We start from the raw sequence: 15765 nt of genomic DNA, 5'->3' as shown, positions 1-15765 counted from the left end.
GAGCAGCACAACCGGTTGTTACATTTCTGGTGGGGCTGGTGCCTCGCCGCGCGGCCAGCCGGAACGCGTCGCCAAGCGCTGCTGGACTGTGGTGACGGCTCATCCAGAGAGGTAGAGGACTGCGTGATGGCTCGGGCGCAGCGCATCCCGGAGCAATGGCCCAGTGGAAAAAAATTGATAAATTCAATCGCTCAAGATGGGAGCAAGCTTGGTAAATTATCAAATAAATCATATTGATCAAAAATTACCAACCGCATCCCAGGAGCCCCCCACCATGTTCCTCCGCCTTCTGTCCATCCGCACACGGCTCATCGTTGCCTTCACCCTGCTCCTGCTGCTGCTGAGCACGGTGGCGGCCATCGGCTCCCTGCAGATCGCCCGGGTCCAGTTCAATGCCAACGACCTGGGCACCAACTGGCTGCCTTCCACCAATGTGCTGGCCTCGATCCGGGCCACGGCCAATGAAGCCCGCCGCGCCACCCTTCGCCATGTGATTGAGGAGTCTGTACTGGGCAAGCAGGCTCAGGAGGAGGCACTGGCGAAGGCCGAGAAAGCCCTTGAGTCGGAGTTCTCCACCTACGAAAAGCTCATTTCCTCCCCAGAGGAAAAGAAGCTGTACGACAAGATGCGCGTAATTTGGGCCGCCGTCGTACTGGAGGATAGGAAGGTGCTGGAGCTGTCCAAGGCCGGGCCGGAGCAGTCGGCCCAGGCGCGTGGCCAAGCCACGGGATCTGCGACCCAGGTCTTCACCGAGTTCATGGACATCGTGGGCCAGGACATCGCGCTGAACCAGGAAGGCGGACGCAAGGCCACCGAGCAGGCGGAGAAGGACTACCACCTGGCGCTGTACCTGCTCGGCGGCCTTGCCGCCCTGGCAGTGGTCTTGGGCACCGTGCTGGCCTGGGCGATCACGCGCTCGATCACCGAGCCCCTGCGCATGGCGGTCTCAGTGGTGGACACCGTGGCGCACGGCGACCTCACGGCCAACATCGTGGTGCAGGGCAGGGACGAGCCAGCCCAGTTGCTCTCCGCCATGAGCAGCATGAACGACAAGCTGCGCGAAATCATGGGCCGTGTACGCCAGAGCAGCGACTCCATTGCCACGGGATCGAGCGAGATCGCCTCTGGCAGCCTGGACCTGAGCCAGCGCACCGAGCAGCAGGCCAGCAACCTTGAGGAAACGGCTGCCTCGATGGAGGAACTCACGGCCACGGTGCGCACGAATGCAGACACGGCCCAGCAGGCCAACAAGGTGGCCTCGGCCGCCTCGGCCTCCGCTATCGAGGGGGGCAAGTCCGTGGCCCTGGTGGTGCATACCATGCAGGACATCTCGGAGGCCTCGCGCAAGATTGCCGAGATCACGAACGTCATCGACGCCATTGCCTTCCAGACCAATATCCTGGCGCTCAACGCGGCCGTGGAGGCCGCGCGGGCCGGCGAGCAGGGCCGGGGCTTCGCGGTGGTCGCCAGCGAGGTGCGCGCGCTGGCCCAGCGCTCGGGCACGGCGGCCAAGGAGATCAAGGAGCTGATCGGCGCCAACCTGCAAAAGGTCGAGCAGGGCACCGAGGTGGCGACCCGGGCCGGCGAGCAGATGGGCCGCATCGTGGAGCAGGTGCGCAGCGTGGACACCATGATCAGCGAGATCTCCAGCGCATCGGCCGAGCAGGCGGTGGGCATCCGTCAGGTCGGCGAGGCGGTGAGCCAGCTCGACCAGATGACGCAGCAAAACGCGGCGCTGGTCGAGCAAAGCTCGGCCGCTGCAGGCAGCCTGGAGCAGCAGGCCGCCGCCCTGGCGCAGATCGTCTCCACCTTCAAGATGCATCCCGAGCATGGCGCAAGCCAGCCTGGCGGGCCGCGCGCCGCGACCGCCCAGGCCATGGCCCCCAGGCAAGCGCAGCCCTCCAGGCCGCCACGCCTGTCGCCCGCCCGAGCGCAGCCGCAGGTCAAGGATGAGGAATGGGCGGCCTTCTGACCTGGATTCGTACCGAAGCAGGCAAAAGGCGGCAAGATGGTGCATCCATGTGAACCGTTGCGGGGTCCGAGTTCATGATCAAGCGCATCAGCGTGCGCCAGTTGCGGCTGGGCATGTTTCTGGAAAGCCTCTGCGGCAGCTGGATGGAACACCCGTTCTGGCGCAGCCGCTTCAAGCTGGAAGACCCTGCCGACCTGGCGAGGATCCTGCAGTCCCCCATTCAGGAAGTGTGGATCGATACCGCCAAGGGCCTGGATGTTGCGCAAGGCGGGCCGTCTTTCACCCGCGAGCAGGTGGACACCGTGATCGACGCCCAACTGTCCGAGATCTCTCAACTGGCCGAGCTGGAGTGCGAGCTGCGGCCCGTTGCCTTCGAGGAGGAGGTGAAGCGGGCCGCCCGCATCTGCCACCAGTCCAGGCAGGCGATCACCGCCATGTTCCGCGAGGTGCGCATGGGCAGGGAGATCAACCAGGACGAGGCCCGCTACGTGGTCGCCGAGGTGTCCGATTCGATCATCCGCAATCCCAGCGCCATGATCAGCATCGCCAGGCTCAAGACCAGCGACGACTACACCTACATGCACTCGGTGGCGGTCTGCGCCCTGATGATCGTGCTGGCACGCCAACTCGACCTGCCACCGCAGCAGGTGCGCGAGGCGGGCTATGCGGGCCTGCTGCACGATATCGGAAAGATGGCGATCCCCGCCCCCATCCTGAACAAGCCGGGGCGCCTGACCGACAGGGAGTTTGCCGAGGTCCGTGAGCATCCGGCGCGAGGCCTGGAGTTGCTCAAGGCCGGTGGCGTCGATGACCCGGTCGTGCTGGACGTCTGCCTTCACCACCACGAGAAGGTGGATGGCACGGGCTACCCCCACAGGCTGCGCGGCGAGGACATCAGCCTGTTCGCGAAGATGGGCGCCGTCTGCGATGTCTACGACGCCATCACCTCGGACCGCCCCTACAAGCGCGGCTGGGATCCTGCGGAGGCGGTGCACAAGATGGCCGAATGGAGTGCCGGCCACTTCGACAAGACCGTTTTCCAGGCCTTCGTCAAAAGCATAGGCATCTATCCGGTGGGCTCCCTGGTGCGGCTGACCACGGGCAGGCTGGGGGTGGTCATCGACCCTGGCCGCCAGTCCCTGACCTGTCCGCAGGTCAAGGTGTTCTATTCCACGGCCAGCGGCATGCGGATGGCACCGGAGACCGTTGACTTGGCCCGGCCTGGGTGCACGGAGAAGATCGTCAGCCGGGAAGACCCTGCGAAATGGGGCTTCACCGACCTCGATGCACTGTGGAAGGACGAGGCCTAGGAACGGGCCCTGCGCACAGGCGCAGCGGCAGGTCTGCGACGAACCTGCCCCAGGGCTGCCACCTGCCCGGCTGGAGGCTCAGTTGCGCCTTCTGTCCCCCCAAAGCGTTTTGCCTGCCTGCGACTTGTCGCGATCGTGCAGGGATCGCGCCCACCGGAGCACCTTGCCTGGCACGGAACTGATAGAAAAATTCAATAAAATTTGATGAAATTGATATTTATGATTCACATGTCGGATCAAATTTCCGTTTCGGCATGAAAGATCTCCCCATGCAAAAAATACTCATCGTCGAAGACCATGCAGACATCCGCAAGCTGCTGCGCATGACGCTGGAATTCCGTGACTTCGAAGTCGTAGAGGCTTGTGACGGCGATGAAGCCTGGACGATGGCCCAGAGGCTCAGGCCCGACATCGTCCTGCTCGACATCATGATGCCGGGCACCATCAATGGCCTGGAGGTTTGCAGCCGCATCAAGAGCTCCTACGAGCTGCTGCATACGCTGGTGATCCTGCTGACGGCCCGGGGCGGCGCCGAAGACCGCAAGGCGGGCATCCTCGCCGGAGCCGACGAATACCTGGTCAAGCCCTTCAGCACATTGAAGCTGCTGGAGACGATCGAAAGCCTGCAGAGGATCGCCTGATGGCCCAGTACCAGACCAGCACCCCGAGGGAGCCATCGCGACGTTTCGATCCTGCGGCCGTGGAGCAGATGGAGCTGCTCATCCAGGACTTCGGCCGCATGTACCGCGAGCGCAACGATCTTCTCAAGGAAGTGACACGTGCCCACCACGAGACCCTGCTGCGCCTGGCCATGGCCGCAGAGCTCAAGGATGACGATACCGGCTCGCACATCGTCCGCATCGGCTACCTGTCGGAGGCCCTGGCCCTGCGCCTGGGCTGCCGCATCGAATTCGCCAGCCTGCTGCGCAAGGCGGCCCCGATGCATGACATAGGCAAGGTCGGCATCCCGGACACCATCCTCAAGAAGGAGGGCCCGCTGGGTCCGGAGGAGCGCCTCGTCATGAACCGGCATGCCGAGATCGGCGCACGCCTGCTGGGCCAGTCACGCATCCCCGTGTTCCAGATGGCCGCCGAGATCGCCGCAAGCCACCATGAACGCTTCGACGGCAAGGGCTATCCGCAGGGATTGGCAGGCGAAGAAATCCCGCTGTCGGCTCGTATCACGTCCATCGTCGATATCTTCGACGCGCTCACCATGGACCGGGTGTACCGGCCGGCGTTCGGGCTGGAGCAGGCCCTGGAGATGATCGCGGCGGAACGGGGCAAGGCCCTGGATCCCGGAATCGTCGACGCTTTCATGGACAACATCGAAGAGCTCGATGCGCTGCGCCTGGCGCTGACCCGGCAGGCTCCGTCCTTCACCGAACTGATCGACACACCCTGAAAGCCCGCCATGCGCCCCTCATCGACCTGTTTCGGCGCACCGCCTCAGCGGCGCGTGCTGGCCCGTCTGGCAGCCGCTGCCGGATTGCTGCTGTGTCTGGTGCCATGGTCCGGCTCTGCCGCAGCTGGCGAGGTGCTGGAGCGGATTGCATCCACGGGCGCCCTGCGTGTGTGCATATGGCCAGACTACTACGGCATCACGTTCCGTGACGCGCGCACAGGCAGGCTGACGGGCATCGATGCGGAGCTCTCGGTGGAGCTGGCCAAGGACCTGGGCGTGCGAGTGCAGTATGTGGACTCCTCCTTTCCCAGGCTGATACCTGACCTGCTGGAGTTGCGCTGCGATGTCGCCATGTTCGCCGTGGGCATCTTTGCCCAGCGCCAAAAGCAGTTGCGCTTCACGCAGCCGTATCTGAGCAGCGACATATACGGTGTGACCACCAAGAGCAATCAGACCGTGCAATCCTGGGCGGACATCGACCAGCCTGGCGTGCAGGTCGCCGTGCAGCGCGGCACCTTCATGGAGCCGGTCATGCGCGAGTCGCTCAGGCATGCGCGCCTCGTGCCCACCGAGCCACCCCAGAGCCGGGAAAAAGAACTCATGGCGGGGCGCGTGGACGTGTTCATGACCGACTACCCCTACAGCCGCAGGCTGCTCGACAGCTCCGACTGGGCCCGGCTGATCGCGCCGCCCAAGCCGTTTCATGTAATTCCATACGGCTACGCGACCAGTCCGGCCGACACCCAGTGGCTCGCTCGCCTGGACCAGTTCGTCTCCGACATCCGGCGCGACGGCCGGCTGGCCCGGGCGGCGCGCAACAACGGCCTGACCGCGATCGTTGCCCCCTGACCCTCCTTGCGCAGGAGCCCATCACCATGCCGCACAGAGCCGCCATGCATCGCTTCCTGGGGGCCAGGCGCAGCGCCCACATCAAAGCCTGGATCCTGAGCTTTGCGCTGTGCGTGCTGGCGGGGCTTGTGCTCTTCATCTGGGGCCAACTGCACACCAAGGCCGAGCAAAGCAGATCCCAGGCCGCACTGCTCAGCCGTGTACTGGAAGATCAGACCGGCAAGACCTTCGAGACCGGCGATGTCGCCCTGGCCAGCCTGGCCCACAATCCGGTCATCCTGTCCGCCGACAGCCCGCGCGCCGCGCGCGAGGCGGCCATGGCGCAAGTGGTCGCCCAACTGCCGGTTCTGCGCAGCATGGCGCTGCTCGATGGCCAGGGCCACATCCTGGCGAGCACGCAGGCGGGCGAAGCCGGCCTGCAGATCGAGGTGCAGCAGTTGCTGCCGGACAATGCATCGGCTCCGGTCCTGGGCAAGGTGCAACTGGGACGCCTTGTCAGCGGCCGCAGCCTCTCTTCCCTGACATTGGCCCCACATGCAATACCGCGGGGCGTCCACTACCTGCCCCAGATCCTGGCCTTCGAAAACGACAGCGGCGCACCCGCCTTGCTGGTGGGCCTGATCAATCCCGATGCCGTGGCCAACTTCTACCAGGCCACGCTGGAAACCCTCAGCTACGAGGCGGTGCTGCTGAGCTACGACGGCCAACCGCTGGCCAGCACGAACGCAGGCGGGGGCGTACAAACGGCCTCTGCACGCAAGACCCCCATCTTCCAGAAATGGCTGCCAGGCAGCGAATTCGGCTCCTACATTGGCGCCGGCCTGCTAGGCCCCCATGAGATCGTGTCCTTTCGCACGGTCCGCAACTGGCCCCTGCTGCTGGTGGTGGAGGAGCCCTACGCGGCGGTGATCGCGCGCTGGCGTGACGATGCCTTCGCCTTCTTCGTTGCCGGACTTGCGCTTCTTGCCCTGGTGCTGGGCCTGAGCGCGTCGGTGCTCAAGACCCGCAGGGTGCAGAAGTCGGCACAGCAGGCCATGGAAAAGGCCCAGGCGCGCATAGCCCGCAGCGAGCATGAGATGGCCGTGCTCATGCGCAGCGTGCAGGAGCTGATCTTCCGCACCGACAGCCACGGCCGGCTGACCTTCGTGAACGCCCGCTGGGAGCAGTGGACCGGGCAGCCCAGCGCCGAGGCGGTAGGGCAGCCGCTGGAGGGCATCGTGCATGAAGCCTGCAGGCCCCAGATCCAGGCACTGCTCGACCCCCAGGCCAAGCTGGCCCTGCGCAACTGCCAGGCGCGCTTTCGACTTCCCGACGAAAGGGAAATACTCTGCGACATCGCCGTGGTTCCCCTGCTGCGCGAGGGCCGGCTGGCGGGCTTTGCCGGCAGCGCCGTGGACGTGACCGCCCGCTGGAAGGCCCAGCAGGAGCTGCAGACCCAGTTGGCCTTCCAGCACCTGCTGTTCGAGACCACGCCCCTGCCCATGCTGGTCACGAACGCGGGCCAGCGCGTGGCCCTGGTGAACAAGGCCTGGGAAGACTTCTTTGGCAGGTGCCGCTACGCCGTGCTTGGCCATGAGGTCGAGGGCCTGCACTCTGGCGACCATGACCTGCTGCAGATGCACGGCAATGAGGATGTGATGCGTTCAGGCCAGCCCATGGTGCTGGAGGCCCGGCTGCCCCATGTGGACGGCAGCTACCGCGACGTGCAGATCTCCAAGGCGGCAGTCAAGGATGCCCAGGGCCGGATCACCGGCGTGCTCAGCATTTTTGTGGACGTGAGCGAATTCCGCGCGGCCGAGCATGCCATCCACGAAGCCCGCGACGCGGCCGAAGAGGCTTTCCGCGTGAAATCGGAATTCGTGGCCAACATGAGCCACGAGCTGCGCACCCCGCTGCAGTCCATCATGGGCTTTGCCGAGCTGGGCGGCCTGCGCTCTCACGGCAATGCCGCGATGGCAGACATGTTCAACGACATCCATGGAGCCGGCCAGCGCATGCTGGCCCTGGTCAACGACCTGCTGGACGTGGCCAAGCTGGAAAGCGCCGTGGGAACCATCCACCTGGAACGCACCGACCTCAGGAGCCTGATACGGCCCGTGGTGCGCGAGCTCGAGCCGCAGCAGCAGCACAAGCTCATCGACCTGCGGCTGGAGCTCGACGACACGCCGCTGATCGCCAAGGCCGACCCCGTGCGCTTTCAGCAGGTGGTGCGCAATGTGCTGGCCAATGCCATCAAGTTCTCGCCCATCGGCGGGCGCATCGATGTGCAGGGCCGCATCGACGGACAGGGCGACATCTGCATCGCCGTCTCCGACCAGGGACCGGGCATTCCGCCGCAGGAACTGGACAAGATCTTCCAGCCCTTCGTGCAGTCCAGCAAGACCAAGGACGGCTCGGGCGGCACGGGCCTGGGCCTGGCCATCTGCCGCAAGATCATCGACACCATGGACGGCACCGTCGTCGCCAGCAACGGCCCCGCGGGAGGCGCCATGTTCTGCATCACCTTGCCCACCCGCAATGCCATGGAAACCCGTCCAGCCGAGTTGACATAGCCGGCACCGGCACCGGCACTGGCACCGGGACGCGAAGCTCAGGCCTCGGACGGCATATGCCGCCCATGCGCCAGCCAGTTGTCCCCGGCCTGCCAGCGCGCGGCCCAGGCGGGCAGCTGGTCGGCGGGCATGGGCCGGGCGATGCCGTAGCCCTGGGCCACGTGGCAGCCCATGTCGCGCAGGCGGCGCGCATGCTTGGGCGTTTCCACGCCTTCGGCCACCGATTCGAGCTGGAAGGTGCTGGCCAGCTGGATGACGCCTTCGACGATGCCCAGGTCGTCCGGGTCGGCCAGCATGTCGCGCACGAAGCTCTGGTCGATCTTGAGCGACTGCACGGGCAGCTTGCGCAGGTAGGTGAGCGAAGAGTAGCCGGTGCCGAAGTCGTCCAGCGCAAAGCGTATGCCCAGCTGCCGGCACTGGCCCATCACCTGGATGGCCTGCTCCATGTCGGCAATGGCGGCGCTTTCCAGGATTTCCAGCTCGATCAGGTGCGGCGGCAGGTCCGGGTGGCGGGCCAGCACCTGGGCCATCTTGGCGTGGAAACCGCCGTCCAGCAGCTGGTTGGCGCTGACGTTGATGCTCACGCACAGGTCCAGGCCCTGGCCGAACCAGCGCGCCGCCTGGGCCACGGCCTCGCCGATGACCCAGTCGCCCAGCGGCCGCTCCAGGTCGCTGCCCGCGATGAATGGAAGGAATTCGCCCGGCGCGCGCAGGCCCTGGCGCGGGTCGTGCCAGCGCAGCAGGGCCTCGGCACCCACCAGCTTGCCGCCGCCCAGCTCCACCTTGGGCTGGTAGTGCAGCAGGAATTCACCCTTCTCCAGCGCCTGGCGCAGCCAGCCCAGCTGCAGGCGGCGCGCATGGGCCTTGCGGTCGTTTTCCGGATCGAACAGCTGGTAGCGGTTGCGCCCGGCCTGCTTGGCCACGCACATGGCCTGGTCGGCATGGCGCAGCAGCAGGTCGGGGTCGGCCTGGTCGTCGGGGTAGAGGCTGACACCCACGCTGGCGGTCACGGACAGCACCCGGTCCTGCACGGGCACGGGACGGCTGGCCGCCTCCAGCACCCGGTCGAGGATGGTGGAGCAGTGCTCGGCCGAGCCGATGTGCGACAGCAGCAGCACGAACTCGTCGCCGCCGAGCCGGGCCAGCGTGTCCTCGGAGCGCAGCACGCTCTTGAGGTGGGCGGCCACGCCCACCAGCAGCGCATCGCCTGCGGCCGCGCCGTGCAGGTCGTTGATTTCCTTGAAGCCGTCCAGGTCCAGGAAGCACACGGCCAGGGAGCGGCCCTCGCGCGCGGTGCGCAGCATGGCCTGGTTGAGCCGGTCGATCAGCAGGCGGCGGTTGGGCAGGCCGGTGAGCAGGTCGTAGTGGGTGACGCGCTCGAGCTCGGCCTCGTGGGCCTTGATGTGGCTGATGTCGGTGAAGACGCCGATGTAGTGCTCGATCTCGCCACCGGCGCCCTGCGCGGCGGAGATGGACAGCATCTCGGCGAAGATCTCGCCCGTCTTGCGGCGGTTCCAGATCTCGCCGTGCCAGAAGCCGTCGCGCGCGATGCAGGCCCAGATCTGCCGGTAGAACTCCGGGCCGTGCAGGCCCGAGGACAGCACGCGCGGCGTCTTGCCGATCACGTCCTCGGGCGCATAGCCGGTGATGCGGGTGAAGGCCGGATTGACGCGCGTGATGCGCCGCCCCGGATCGACCACCATGATGCCCTGGTGGCTGCTGTCGAACACCACGGCGGCCTGGGCCAGCTCGCGCTCGAAGCGCTTGCGCTCGGTGATGTCCCGGGAGATGCCGAACAGGCCCGCGATGTGGCCTGCGGTGTTGCGCACCGGGCCCTTGGTGACCAGGAGGTCCAGCGTCCTGCCCGGCTCCACCGTCAGCTGCTCCTCATGCGTGGCCACCTCCTGGCGCAGCACCGCCTGGTCCTTCCTGCGGATGGCGCTGGCGATGCCGAAGGGAAAGAGCGCGAAGTCATCCTTGCCCACGATGTCCTCGGCCTGGCGACCCACCAGGCTGGCGGCGGCCCGGTTGACCAGCAGGTAGCGCCCGCGCAGGTCCTTGACGAACACCGCGTCCGAGGTGCCCGAGATCACCGAGTCGAGCAGCTGCCGCTGCATGTTGGCCTTGCGCAGCGAGCGCTGCAGCGTCTCGGCCAGCACGCTCACGGCCAGGCCGTTGACGGCCACCACGCCCCACTGCGCCCAGTCGCGCACCGCGACGCCGTCCGTCTGGTCCAGGCTGTAGGCGGCAAAGGCCGTGGCCAGCAGGCCCGGCCCCAGGCCGCCGATCAGCGCACTGACCAGCACGGGCAGCATGAACAGCAGCAGCAGCGAGCGTTCACCGAAATGGCTGGCCAGCGTGCTGCTGGCGGCCAGCACGGCCAGGCTCATGGCCAGGGCAAACAGATAGGAGGCCCAGACCGGAAAACGGCGCGGCCCCATTTCCTGGGTGATGGCGGAGGCGCCGCCGCTGTGCGCGGCCGGCACCGAGCACAGCGCGAAGAACAGCAGGAAGTCCGTGGCCAGCACAAAGAACAGCCCTTTGACGACGGAAAGCCAGCCGATATCCGCACTCCCTGCCAATGCGAACAACAGCTTGTCGGACAGAAGGATCCAGCCGAATGCGAACAATCCGTAGCTCACCGTGATCAGTCCGATAAATCGGCGTCTTGCTGATTTGGCCATTTCAGCGTGGCACTCCCTGTGTGTATGGCTGTCCCGAATTATTGCCAATCCCTGCTGGCAATCACGTCGTCATTCACCGAAAACAGGGGCAATAAAACCATTTGCCGCACACTGGCTCATTCATAGAGAAATTGCATCGCAGGTTTTTCGCAATGGATGCATGAATATCCGTTCTGCCCTTTTTCAGGGCTGGCGGCCAACTCATTCCGGGCTTTGGCGGCAGGGCTGCTGCTCGGTGCGGGCCGCCTCGGCATGCAGCCAGGCCAGGAAGGCCGCCACGGCGGGCCGCCGGGCGTTGCGCGCGGGGTAGACGGCAAAGTGGGCCTTGACGCGCAGGGCCCGGTCCACGCCGAAGGGGGCCACCAGCCGGCCGTCGGCAATGTGGCCGCCCGCATTCATGGCGCTTTCCAGCGCCACGCCCAGGCCCTGCGTGGCCGCGTCCAGCGACATCTGGGCGCGGTCGAAACGCACGGCAAAGCGCTCTGGCGCGCGCAGCTGCGAGAACGACTGGAACCAGTCCGACCACTGGACGATGCTGACGTTGCTCTGGATCAGCGGCACATGCAGCAACTGCTGCACGCGCTGCAGCCCATGCTCGGCCACGAAGGCGGGGCTGGCCAGCGGCAGGATGTGCTCCTCGAACAGGGGCTCCACCTCCAGCTCCGGCCACTGCGCAATGCCGTAGCGGATATCGATATCGGCCTGGCCGAGAGCGAAGTCGCTGTGCGAATGCGCAGCCGACAGGTTCAGCGCAATGTGCGGGCAGGCCCGCGCAAAGTCCCGCAGCCGGGGCATGAGCCAGAGGCTGGCGATGCTGGGCGCGCAGTGCACGTAGAGGCTGTTGCTCATGCTGTGGCGCAGGTCCTCGGTGGCCGAGACGATGGCCGCCAGCGCGCCGCCCACGCGCTCCAGGTAGGCCTGCCCCGGGCGGCTCAGGCGCACGCCATGCGCGCTGCGCTCGAACAGGCGCACGCCCAGCTGCGCCTCCAGCTTGGCCACCTGGTGGCTGACGGCCGAGGCCGTCAGGTGCAGCTCGGAGGCGGCCAGCGCGAAGCTGCGCCGGCGCGCCACGGCCTCGAAGGCCTGCAGGTGGGCACTGCTGGGAATGGACGCCATGGCAAGTTCCTCGAGGACGCGGGCAGCTCACGGGCGGACACCGGGGGACACCGGAAGACCCCGGGAGACCCCGTACTTGAGCTGAAGAACCGTCATCTTAGGCTGATGAAACATCGTTTGTCTTCATGCTCGTGACAGCCCAAGATGGCTGCATCCACCACAACCACAGCGGAGACAGGCACATGCTGCTCAAGGACAGGGTCGCCATCATCACCGGCGGCGCAGGGATCAACGGACTCGGTTTTGCCACGGCGCGCCAGATGGCCGCCCAGGGGGCCCGCGTGGCCATCCTCGACCTGGAGCGGGCCGATCCGGCCGGCGCGGCCGCGCGGCTGGGCGACGGGCACCTGGGGCTGGTGGCCGACGTGACGGACAAGCCCTCGTGCGAGGCGGCGGCCGCCGCCGTGCTGCGCGCCTTTGGCCGCATCGACGCGCTGGTCAACAACGCGGGCATCACGCAGGCCGTGGGCACGCTGGAGATCGGCGGGGCCGACTACGACCGCGTGCTCGACGTGAGCCTGCGCGGCACGCTGTACATGTCCCAGGCCGTGCTGCCGGCCATGCGCAGGCAGCAAGCGGGCGCCATCGTCTGCATTTCTTCCGTCTCGGCCCAGCGCGGCGGCGGCATCTTCGGCGGTCCGCACTACTCGGCCGCCAAGGCCGGGGTGCTGGGCCTGGCCCGCGCCATGGCGCGCGAGTTCGGCGGCGATGGCATACGCATCAACTGCGTCACGCCTGGCCTGATCGAGACGGACATCACCCAGGGCAAGCTCGGCCCCGAGCGCAAGCGCGAGATCTCCGCCACGATTCCGCTGGCACGCCTGGGCCGCGCCGACGATGTGGCAGGCGCCTGCGTGTTCCTGGCCAGCGACCTGGCCGGCTATTGCACGGGCATCACGCTCGATGTGAACGGCGGGATGCTCATCCACTGACTGCATCACCCGCACCCCACCGGCCTGGCCATGGCGCGCATGGCCCCCCAAAAAGCAAAGGAGACAAGACCATGCAGAACAAGCATTTCCAACGCGCTGCCCTGGCCGCAAGGGCCTTGACAGCCTGCGCCCTGCTGCTGCCGGCACTGGCCGGCGCCCAGGCCGTGAAGCTCACGCTGGGCCACGGCGCGGCGCCCGACAATCCGCGCCACCTGGCCTCGCTGAAGTTCGCCGAACTCGTGAAGGCGCGCAGCGCGGGCCGTATCGAGGTGCAGGTCGCGCCCTCGGCCCAGCTGGGCGACGACGCGGCCATGGTGACGGCCCTGCGCACGGGCGCGCTGGACCTGTCGGCCAATTCCCAGGGCGCGGTGGCAGCGGCCGTGCCCGAGTACGCGGCCTATGGCATGCCGTTTCTCTTCGCCACGCCGGCCCGTGCCTTCCAGGTGCTGGACGGGCCGCTGGGCCGGGAGCTGGCCGACAAATCGGCCGCCAAGGGCATGGTGGTGCTGGGCTACTGGGACAACGGCATACGCCACATGACCAACAGCAAGCGGCCCCTGCGCAGCGTGGACGATCTCAAGGGCCTGAAGATGCGCACGCCGCCCGACGCGGTGCTGGTGGACATCATCCAGGCCCTGGGCGCCGAGGCCCAGCAGATCAAGTTCGCCGAGCTGTACGTGGCCCTGCAGCAGGGCGTGGTCGATGGCCAGGAGAACCCGCTGGCCAACTTCCACGCCAGCAAGCTGTACGAGGTGCAAAAGCACCTGACGCTGACGGGCCACATGTTCCAGATGACGCCGCTGATCATGGGCAAGCGCAGCTGGGACCGGCTGCCGGCCGCCGACCGCACGCTGCTGACCGAGGCCGCGCAGGAGGCCACGGCCTACCAGCGCCAGCTGGCGCGCGAGGCCGACGACAAGCTGCTGGACGACATCCGCGCCAAGGGCGTGGAGGTCAGCACCATCGACGCGCGGGCCTTCGCCCAGGCCACAGCCAAGGTGCAGGACAAGTGGCTGGCCAGCCCTGCGGGCCCCTATATCGCCAAGGTCGTCAAGGCCGCAGGCGCGCAGTGAAGTGCAGGGAGGCATCCATGAACCTCATCGAACGCCTGGTCACGGGCCTGTGCCGCGCCGTGCTGTGGACCAGCACCCTGGTGATCTTCGTGATCCTGGTGTGCAACACCGCCCTGCGCTATGCCAGCGGCGCCAGCCTGCAATGGGCCAACGAAGTGCCCGAGCTGCTGTTTCCCTGGCTGGTGATGTCGGGCGTGGTGCTGGCCGCCGCCCATGGTGCCCACATCACCACGAGCTTTCTGGTCGAGGCGCTGCCTGCCCGCGTGCAGCGCGCCACGGCCGTGCTGGGCTGGCTGGCCGTGGCCGCCCTGTACGCCACGCTGGCCTGGTCCACGCTGAACATGCTGGAGATCGTGCATGACGAGCGCAGCCAGATCCTGGGCATTCCCGGCTCGCTGACCTATGGCTGCGTGATGGTGGGCATGGTGCTGCTGTCCTTGCTGGCCCTGCAGTCGGCCTGGCGCGCCTGCGTGGCGGGTGGGGGCCGGGCATCCGCAAGGGCTGCAGATGCGGCCGATGCCCCAAGTGCCGATGCCGAACCCGCGCGGCCCGTGGCCGCCGTGCACTGGTGAAGGGGGCATGTCCATGTCCTTCATCATGCTTTTCGTCTTCATGGCGGGCGCCGTGATCGCCATGCCCATTGCCCACGCGCTGCTCATGGGCGCCATGGCGGCGGCGGCCACCTCGGACCGCGTGCCGCTGGACCTGCTGGTGCAGCAGATGGTGGCCCAGGTGCAGAGCTTTCCGCTGATCGCCATTCCGTTCTTCATGCTCACCGGCTCGCTGATGATGGGCGGGCGCCTGGGCGAGGCCCTGGTGGGCGTGCTGTCGGCGCTGATAGGGCGCTTTCACGGCGGGCCGGCCCAGGTGGGGGTGATGTCGTCCACGCTGTTCGGCGGGGTGTCGGGCTCGGCCGTGGCCGATGCCTCGGCCATCGGCTCGCTGATGATCCCGTGGCACAGGCGGCTGGGCTACCCGCCCGCGTTCTCGGCGGCCACGCTGGCGGCGGCGGCCACCATCGACATCCTGATCCCGCCGTCGATTCCCATGATCCTGTTCGCGCTCAGCGCCAATGCATCGATTGCGGCGCTGTTCGTGGCGGGCATCGTGCCGGGGCTGCTGATGTGCGCGGGCTTCATGGGCGTGTGCTGGTGGGTGGGCCGCAGGCGCGGCTTTCCGCGCGACACCACGCCCTTTGCCTGGCCCGCCTTCCGGCGCCACCTGCTGTACGCCAGCCCGGCCCTGCTGCTGCCGGTGCTGATCATCGTGTTCCTGCGCTTCGGCATCGCCACGCCCACCGAGGTGGCCGTGCTGTCCACGCTGTATGCGGGCCTGGTGTCGGCCGCCATCTACCGCGACCTGGGCTGGCGCCGGCTCAACGATGCGGTGGTGCATGCGGGCCTGGCCACGGGCGTGGTGCTGCTGGTGATCATGGCCTCGTCGGCCATCGGCTGGCTGCTGACCTTCGACCGCATGCCCGACGGCATCGTGCAGTGGGTGCAGTCGCATGTGCATTCGGCCTGGCTGGTGATCGTGCTGATGAACCTGCTGATGCTCTTCATCGGCATGTTCATCGACCTGCCGGCCGCCGTGCTGCTGCTCACGCCGGTGTTCGTGCCGCTGGCCCAGAGCATCGGCATGGACATGACCCAGCTGGGAATCATGATGGTCGTGAACCTGGCCCTGGGGCTGTACACGCCGCCCGTGGGCACGACGCTGTTCATCACGAGCTCGCTGGCCCGGGTCAAGGTGGGCCAGACCGTGCGCGAGCTGATTCCCTTCTATCTGGTGGCGCTGGCCGTGCTGGCGCTGGTGTCCTATGTGCCGGCCAGCATCCTGCGCTGAGCTGCGCGCCCTTCCATCCCGAGGAGA

At 67.0% G+C, this 15765-nt stretch carries 12 protein-coding genes; 10 read left to right on the top strand and 2 right to left on the bottom strand.

Going from position 1 to position 15765, the window contains the following annotated elements; genetic code table 11:
* Positions 1-274: 274 nt before the first annotated feature.
* The 6 genes from BW39_RS04405 (at position 275) to BW39_RS04380 (ending at position 8088) form a co-directional block, all read left to right on the top strand.
* A complete protein-coding gene (locus BW39_RS04405; RefSeq protein WP_043820111.1) occupies positions 275-1972 on the top strand; it encodes a methyl-accepting chemotaxis protein in 1698 nt (565 codons plus the stop codon).
* Between the two features lie 74 nt (positions 1973-2046).
* A complete protein-coding gene (locus BW39_RS04400) occupies positions 2047-3282 on the top strand; it encodes an HD-GYP domain-containing protein (RefSeq protein ID WP_043820109.1) in 1236 nt (411 codons plus the stop codon).
* Positions 3283-3551: 269 nt separating this feature from the next.
* Positions 3552-3923 (top strand): response regulator transcription factor, encoded by a 372-nt coding sequence (locus tag BW39_RS04395; protein WP_043820108.1) that lies wholly within the window; start codon positions 3552-3554, stop codon positions 3921-3923.
* Positions 3923-4687: an HD-GYP domain-containing protein gene (locus tag BW39_RS04390; RefSeq protein WP_043820105.1), complete on the top strand. Its 765-nt coding sequence runs from the start codon at positions 3923-3925 to the stop codon at positions 4685-4687. The genes BW39_RS04395 and BW39_RS04390 overlap by 1 nt, the downstream gene beginning before the upstream one ends.
* A 9-nt stretch (positions 4688-4696) precedes the next feature.
* Positions 4697-5536 (top strand): substrate-binding periplasmic protein, encoded by an 840-nt coding sequence (locus BW39_RS04385; RefSeq protein ID WP_043820104.1) that lies wholly within the window; start codon positions 4697-4699, stop codon positions 5534-5536.
* A 26-nt stretch (positions 5537-5562) separates the two neighbouring features.
* Positions 5563-8088 (top strand): sensor histidine kinase, encoded by a 2526-nt coding sequence (locus BW39_RS04380; RefSeq protein WP_043820101.1) that lies wholly within the window; start codon positions 5563-5565, stop codon positions 8086-8088.
* A gap of 38 nt (positions 8089-8126) precedes the next feature.
* Here the strand turns inward: BW39_RS04380 and BW39_RS04375 are convergent, their stop codons facing one another.
* Positions 8127-10730: a putative bifunctional diguanylate cyclase/phosphodiesterase gene (locus BW39_RS04375; protein WP_043820100.1), complete on the bottom strand. Its 2604-nt coding sequence runs from the start codon at positions 10728-10730 to the stop codon at positions 8127-8129.
* Positions 10731-10973: 243 nt separating this feature from the next.
* Positions 10974-11888, bottom strand: a complete 915-nt coding sequence (locus BW39_RS04370; RefSeq protein ID WP_043820098.1) for a LysR substrate-binding domain-containing protein — start codon at positions 11886-11888, stop codon at positions 10974-10976.
* Positions 11889-12070: 182 nt separating this feature from the next.
* Here BW39_RS04370 and BW39_RS04365 point away from each other — a divergent pair, with 182 nt between their 5' ends.
* The 4 genes from BW39_RS04365 (at position 12071) to BW39_RS04350 (ending at position 15738) form a co-directional block, all read left to right on the top strand.
* Positions 12071-12820 (top strand): SDR family NAD(P)-dependent oxidoreductase, encoded by a 750-nt coding sequence (locus tag BW39_RS04365; RefSeq protein WP_013804706.1) that lies wholly within the window; start codon positions 12071-12073, stop codon positions 12818-12820.
* 71 nt (positions 12821-12891) lie between these two features.
* Positions 12892-13893, top strand: a complete 1002-nt coding sequence (locus BW39_RS04360) for a TRAP transporter substrate-binding protein (RefSeq protein ID WP_043820095.1) — start codon at positions 12892-12894, stop codon at positions 13891-13893.
* A 17-nt stretch (positions 13894-13910) separates the two neighbouring features.
* Positions 13911-14465 carry a TRAP transporter small permease gene (locus BW39_RS04355; RefSeq protein WP_043820094.1) on the top strand — a complete coding sequence of 185 codons (555 nt, stop codon included), beginning with the start codon at positions 13911-13913 and terminating at the stop codon, positions 14463-14465.
* A gap of 13 nt (positions 14466-14478) precedes the next feature.
* The gene (locus BW39_RS04350; RefSeq protein ID WP_017406354.1) at positions 14479-15738 is read left to right on the top strand and encodes a TRAP transporter large permease; all 1260 of its coding nucleotides are present in this window, start codon (positions 14479-14481) and stop codon (positions 15736-15738) included.
* The last annotated feature ends 27 nt before the right edge of the window (positions 15739-15765 follow it).

This window comes from Delftia sp. RIT313, from assembly GCF_000632165.1.
GTDB classification, from domain to species: Bacteria; Pseudomonadota; Gammaproteobacteria; order Burkholderiales; family Burkholderiaceae_C; genus Comamonas; species Comamonas acidovorans.
The sequence above is the reverse complement of the archived record's forward strand: the minus strand, read 5'-3'. Positions and strand labels throughout refer to the sequence as shown.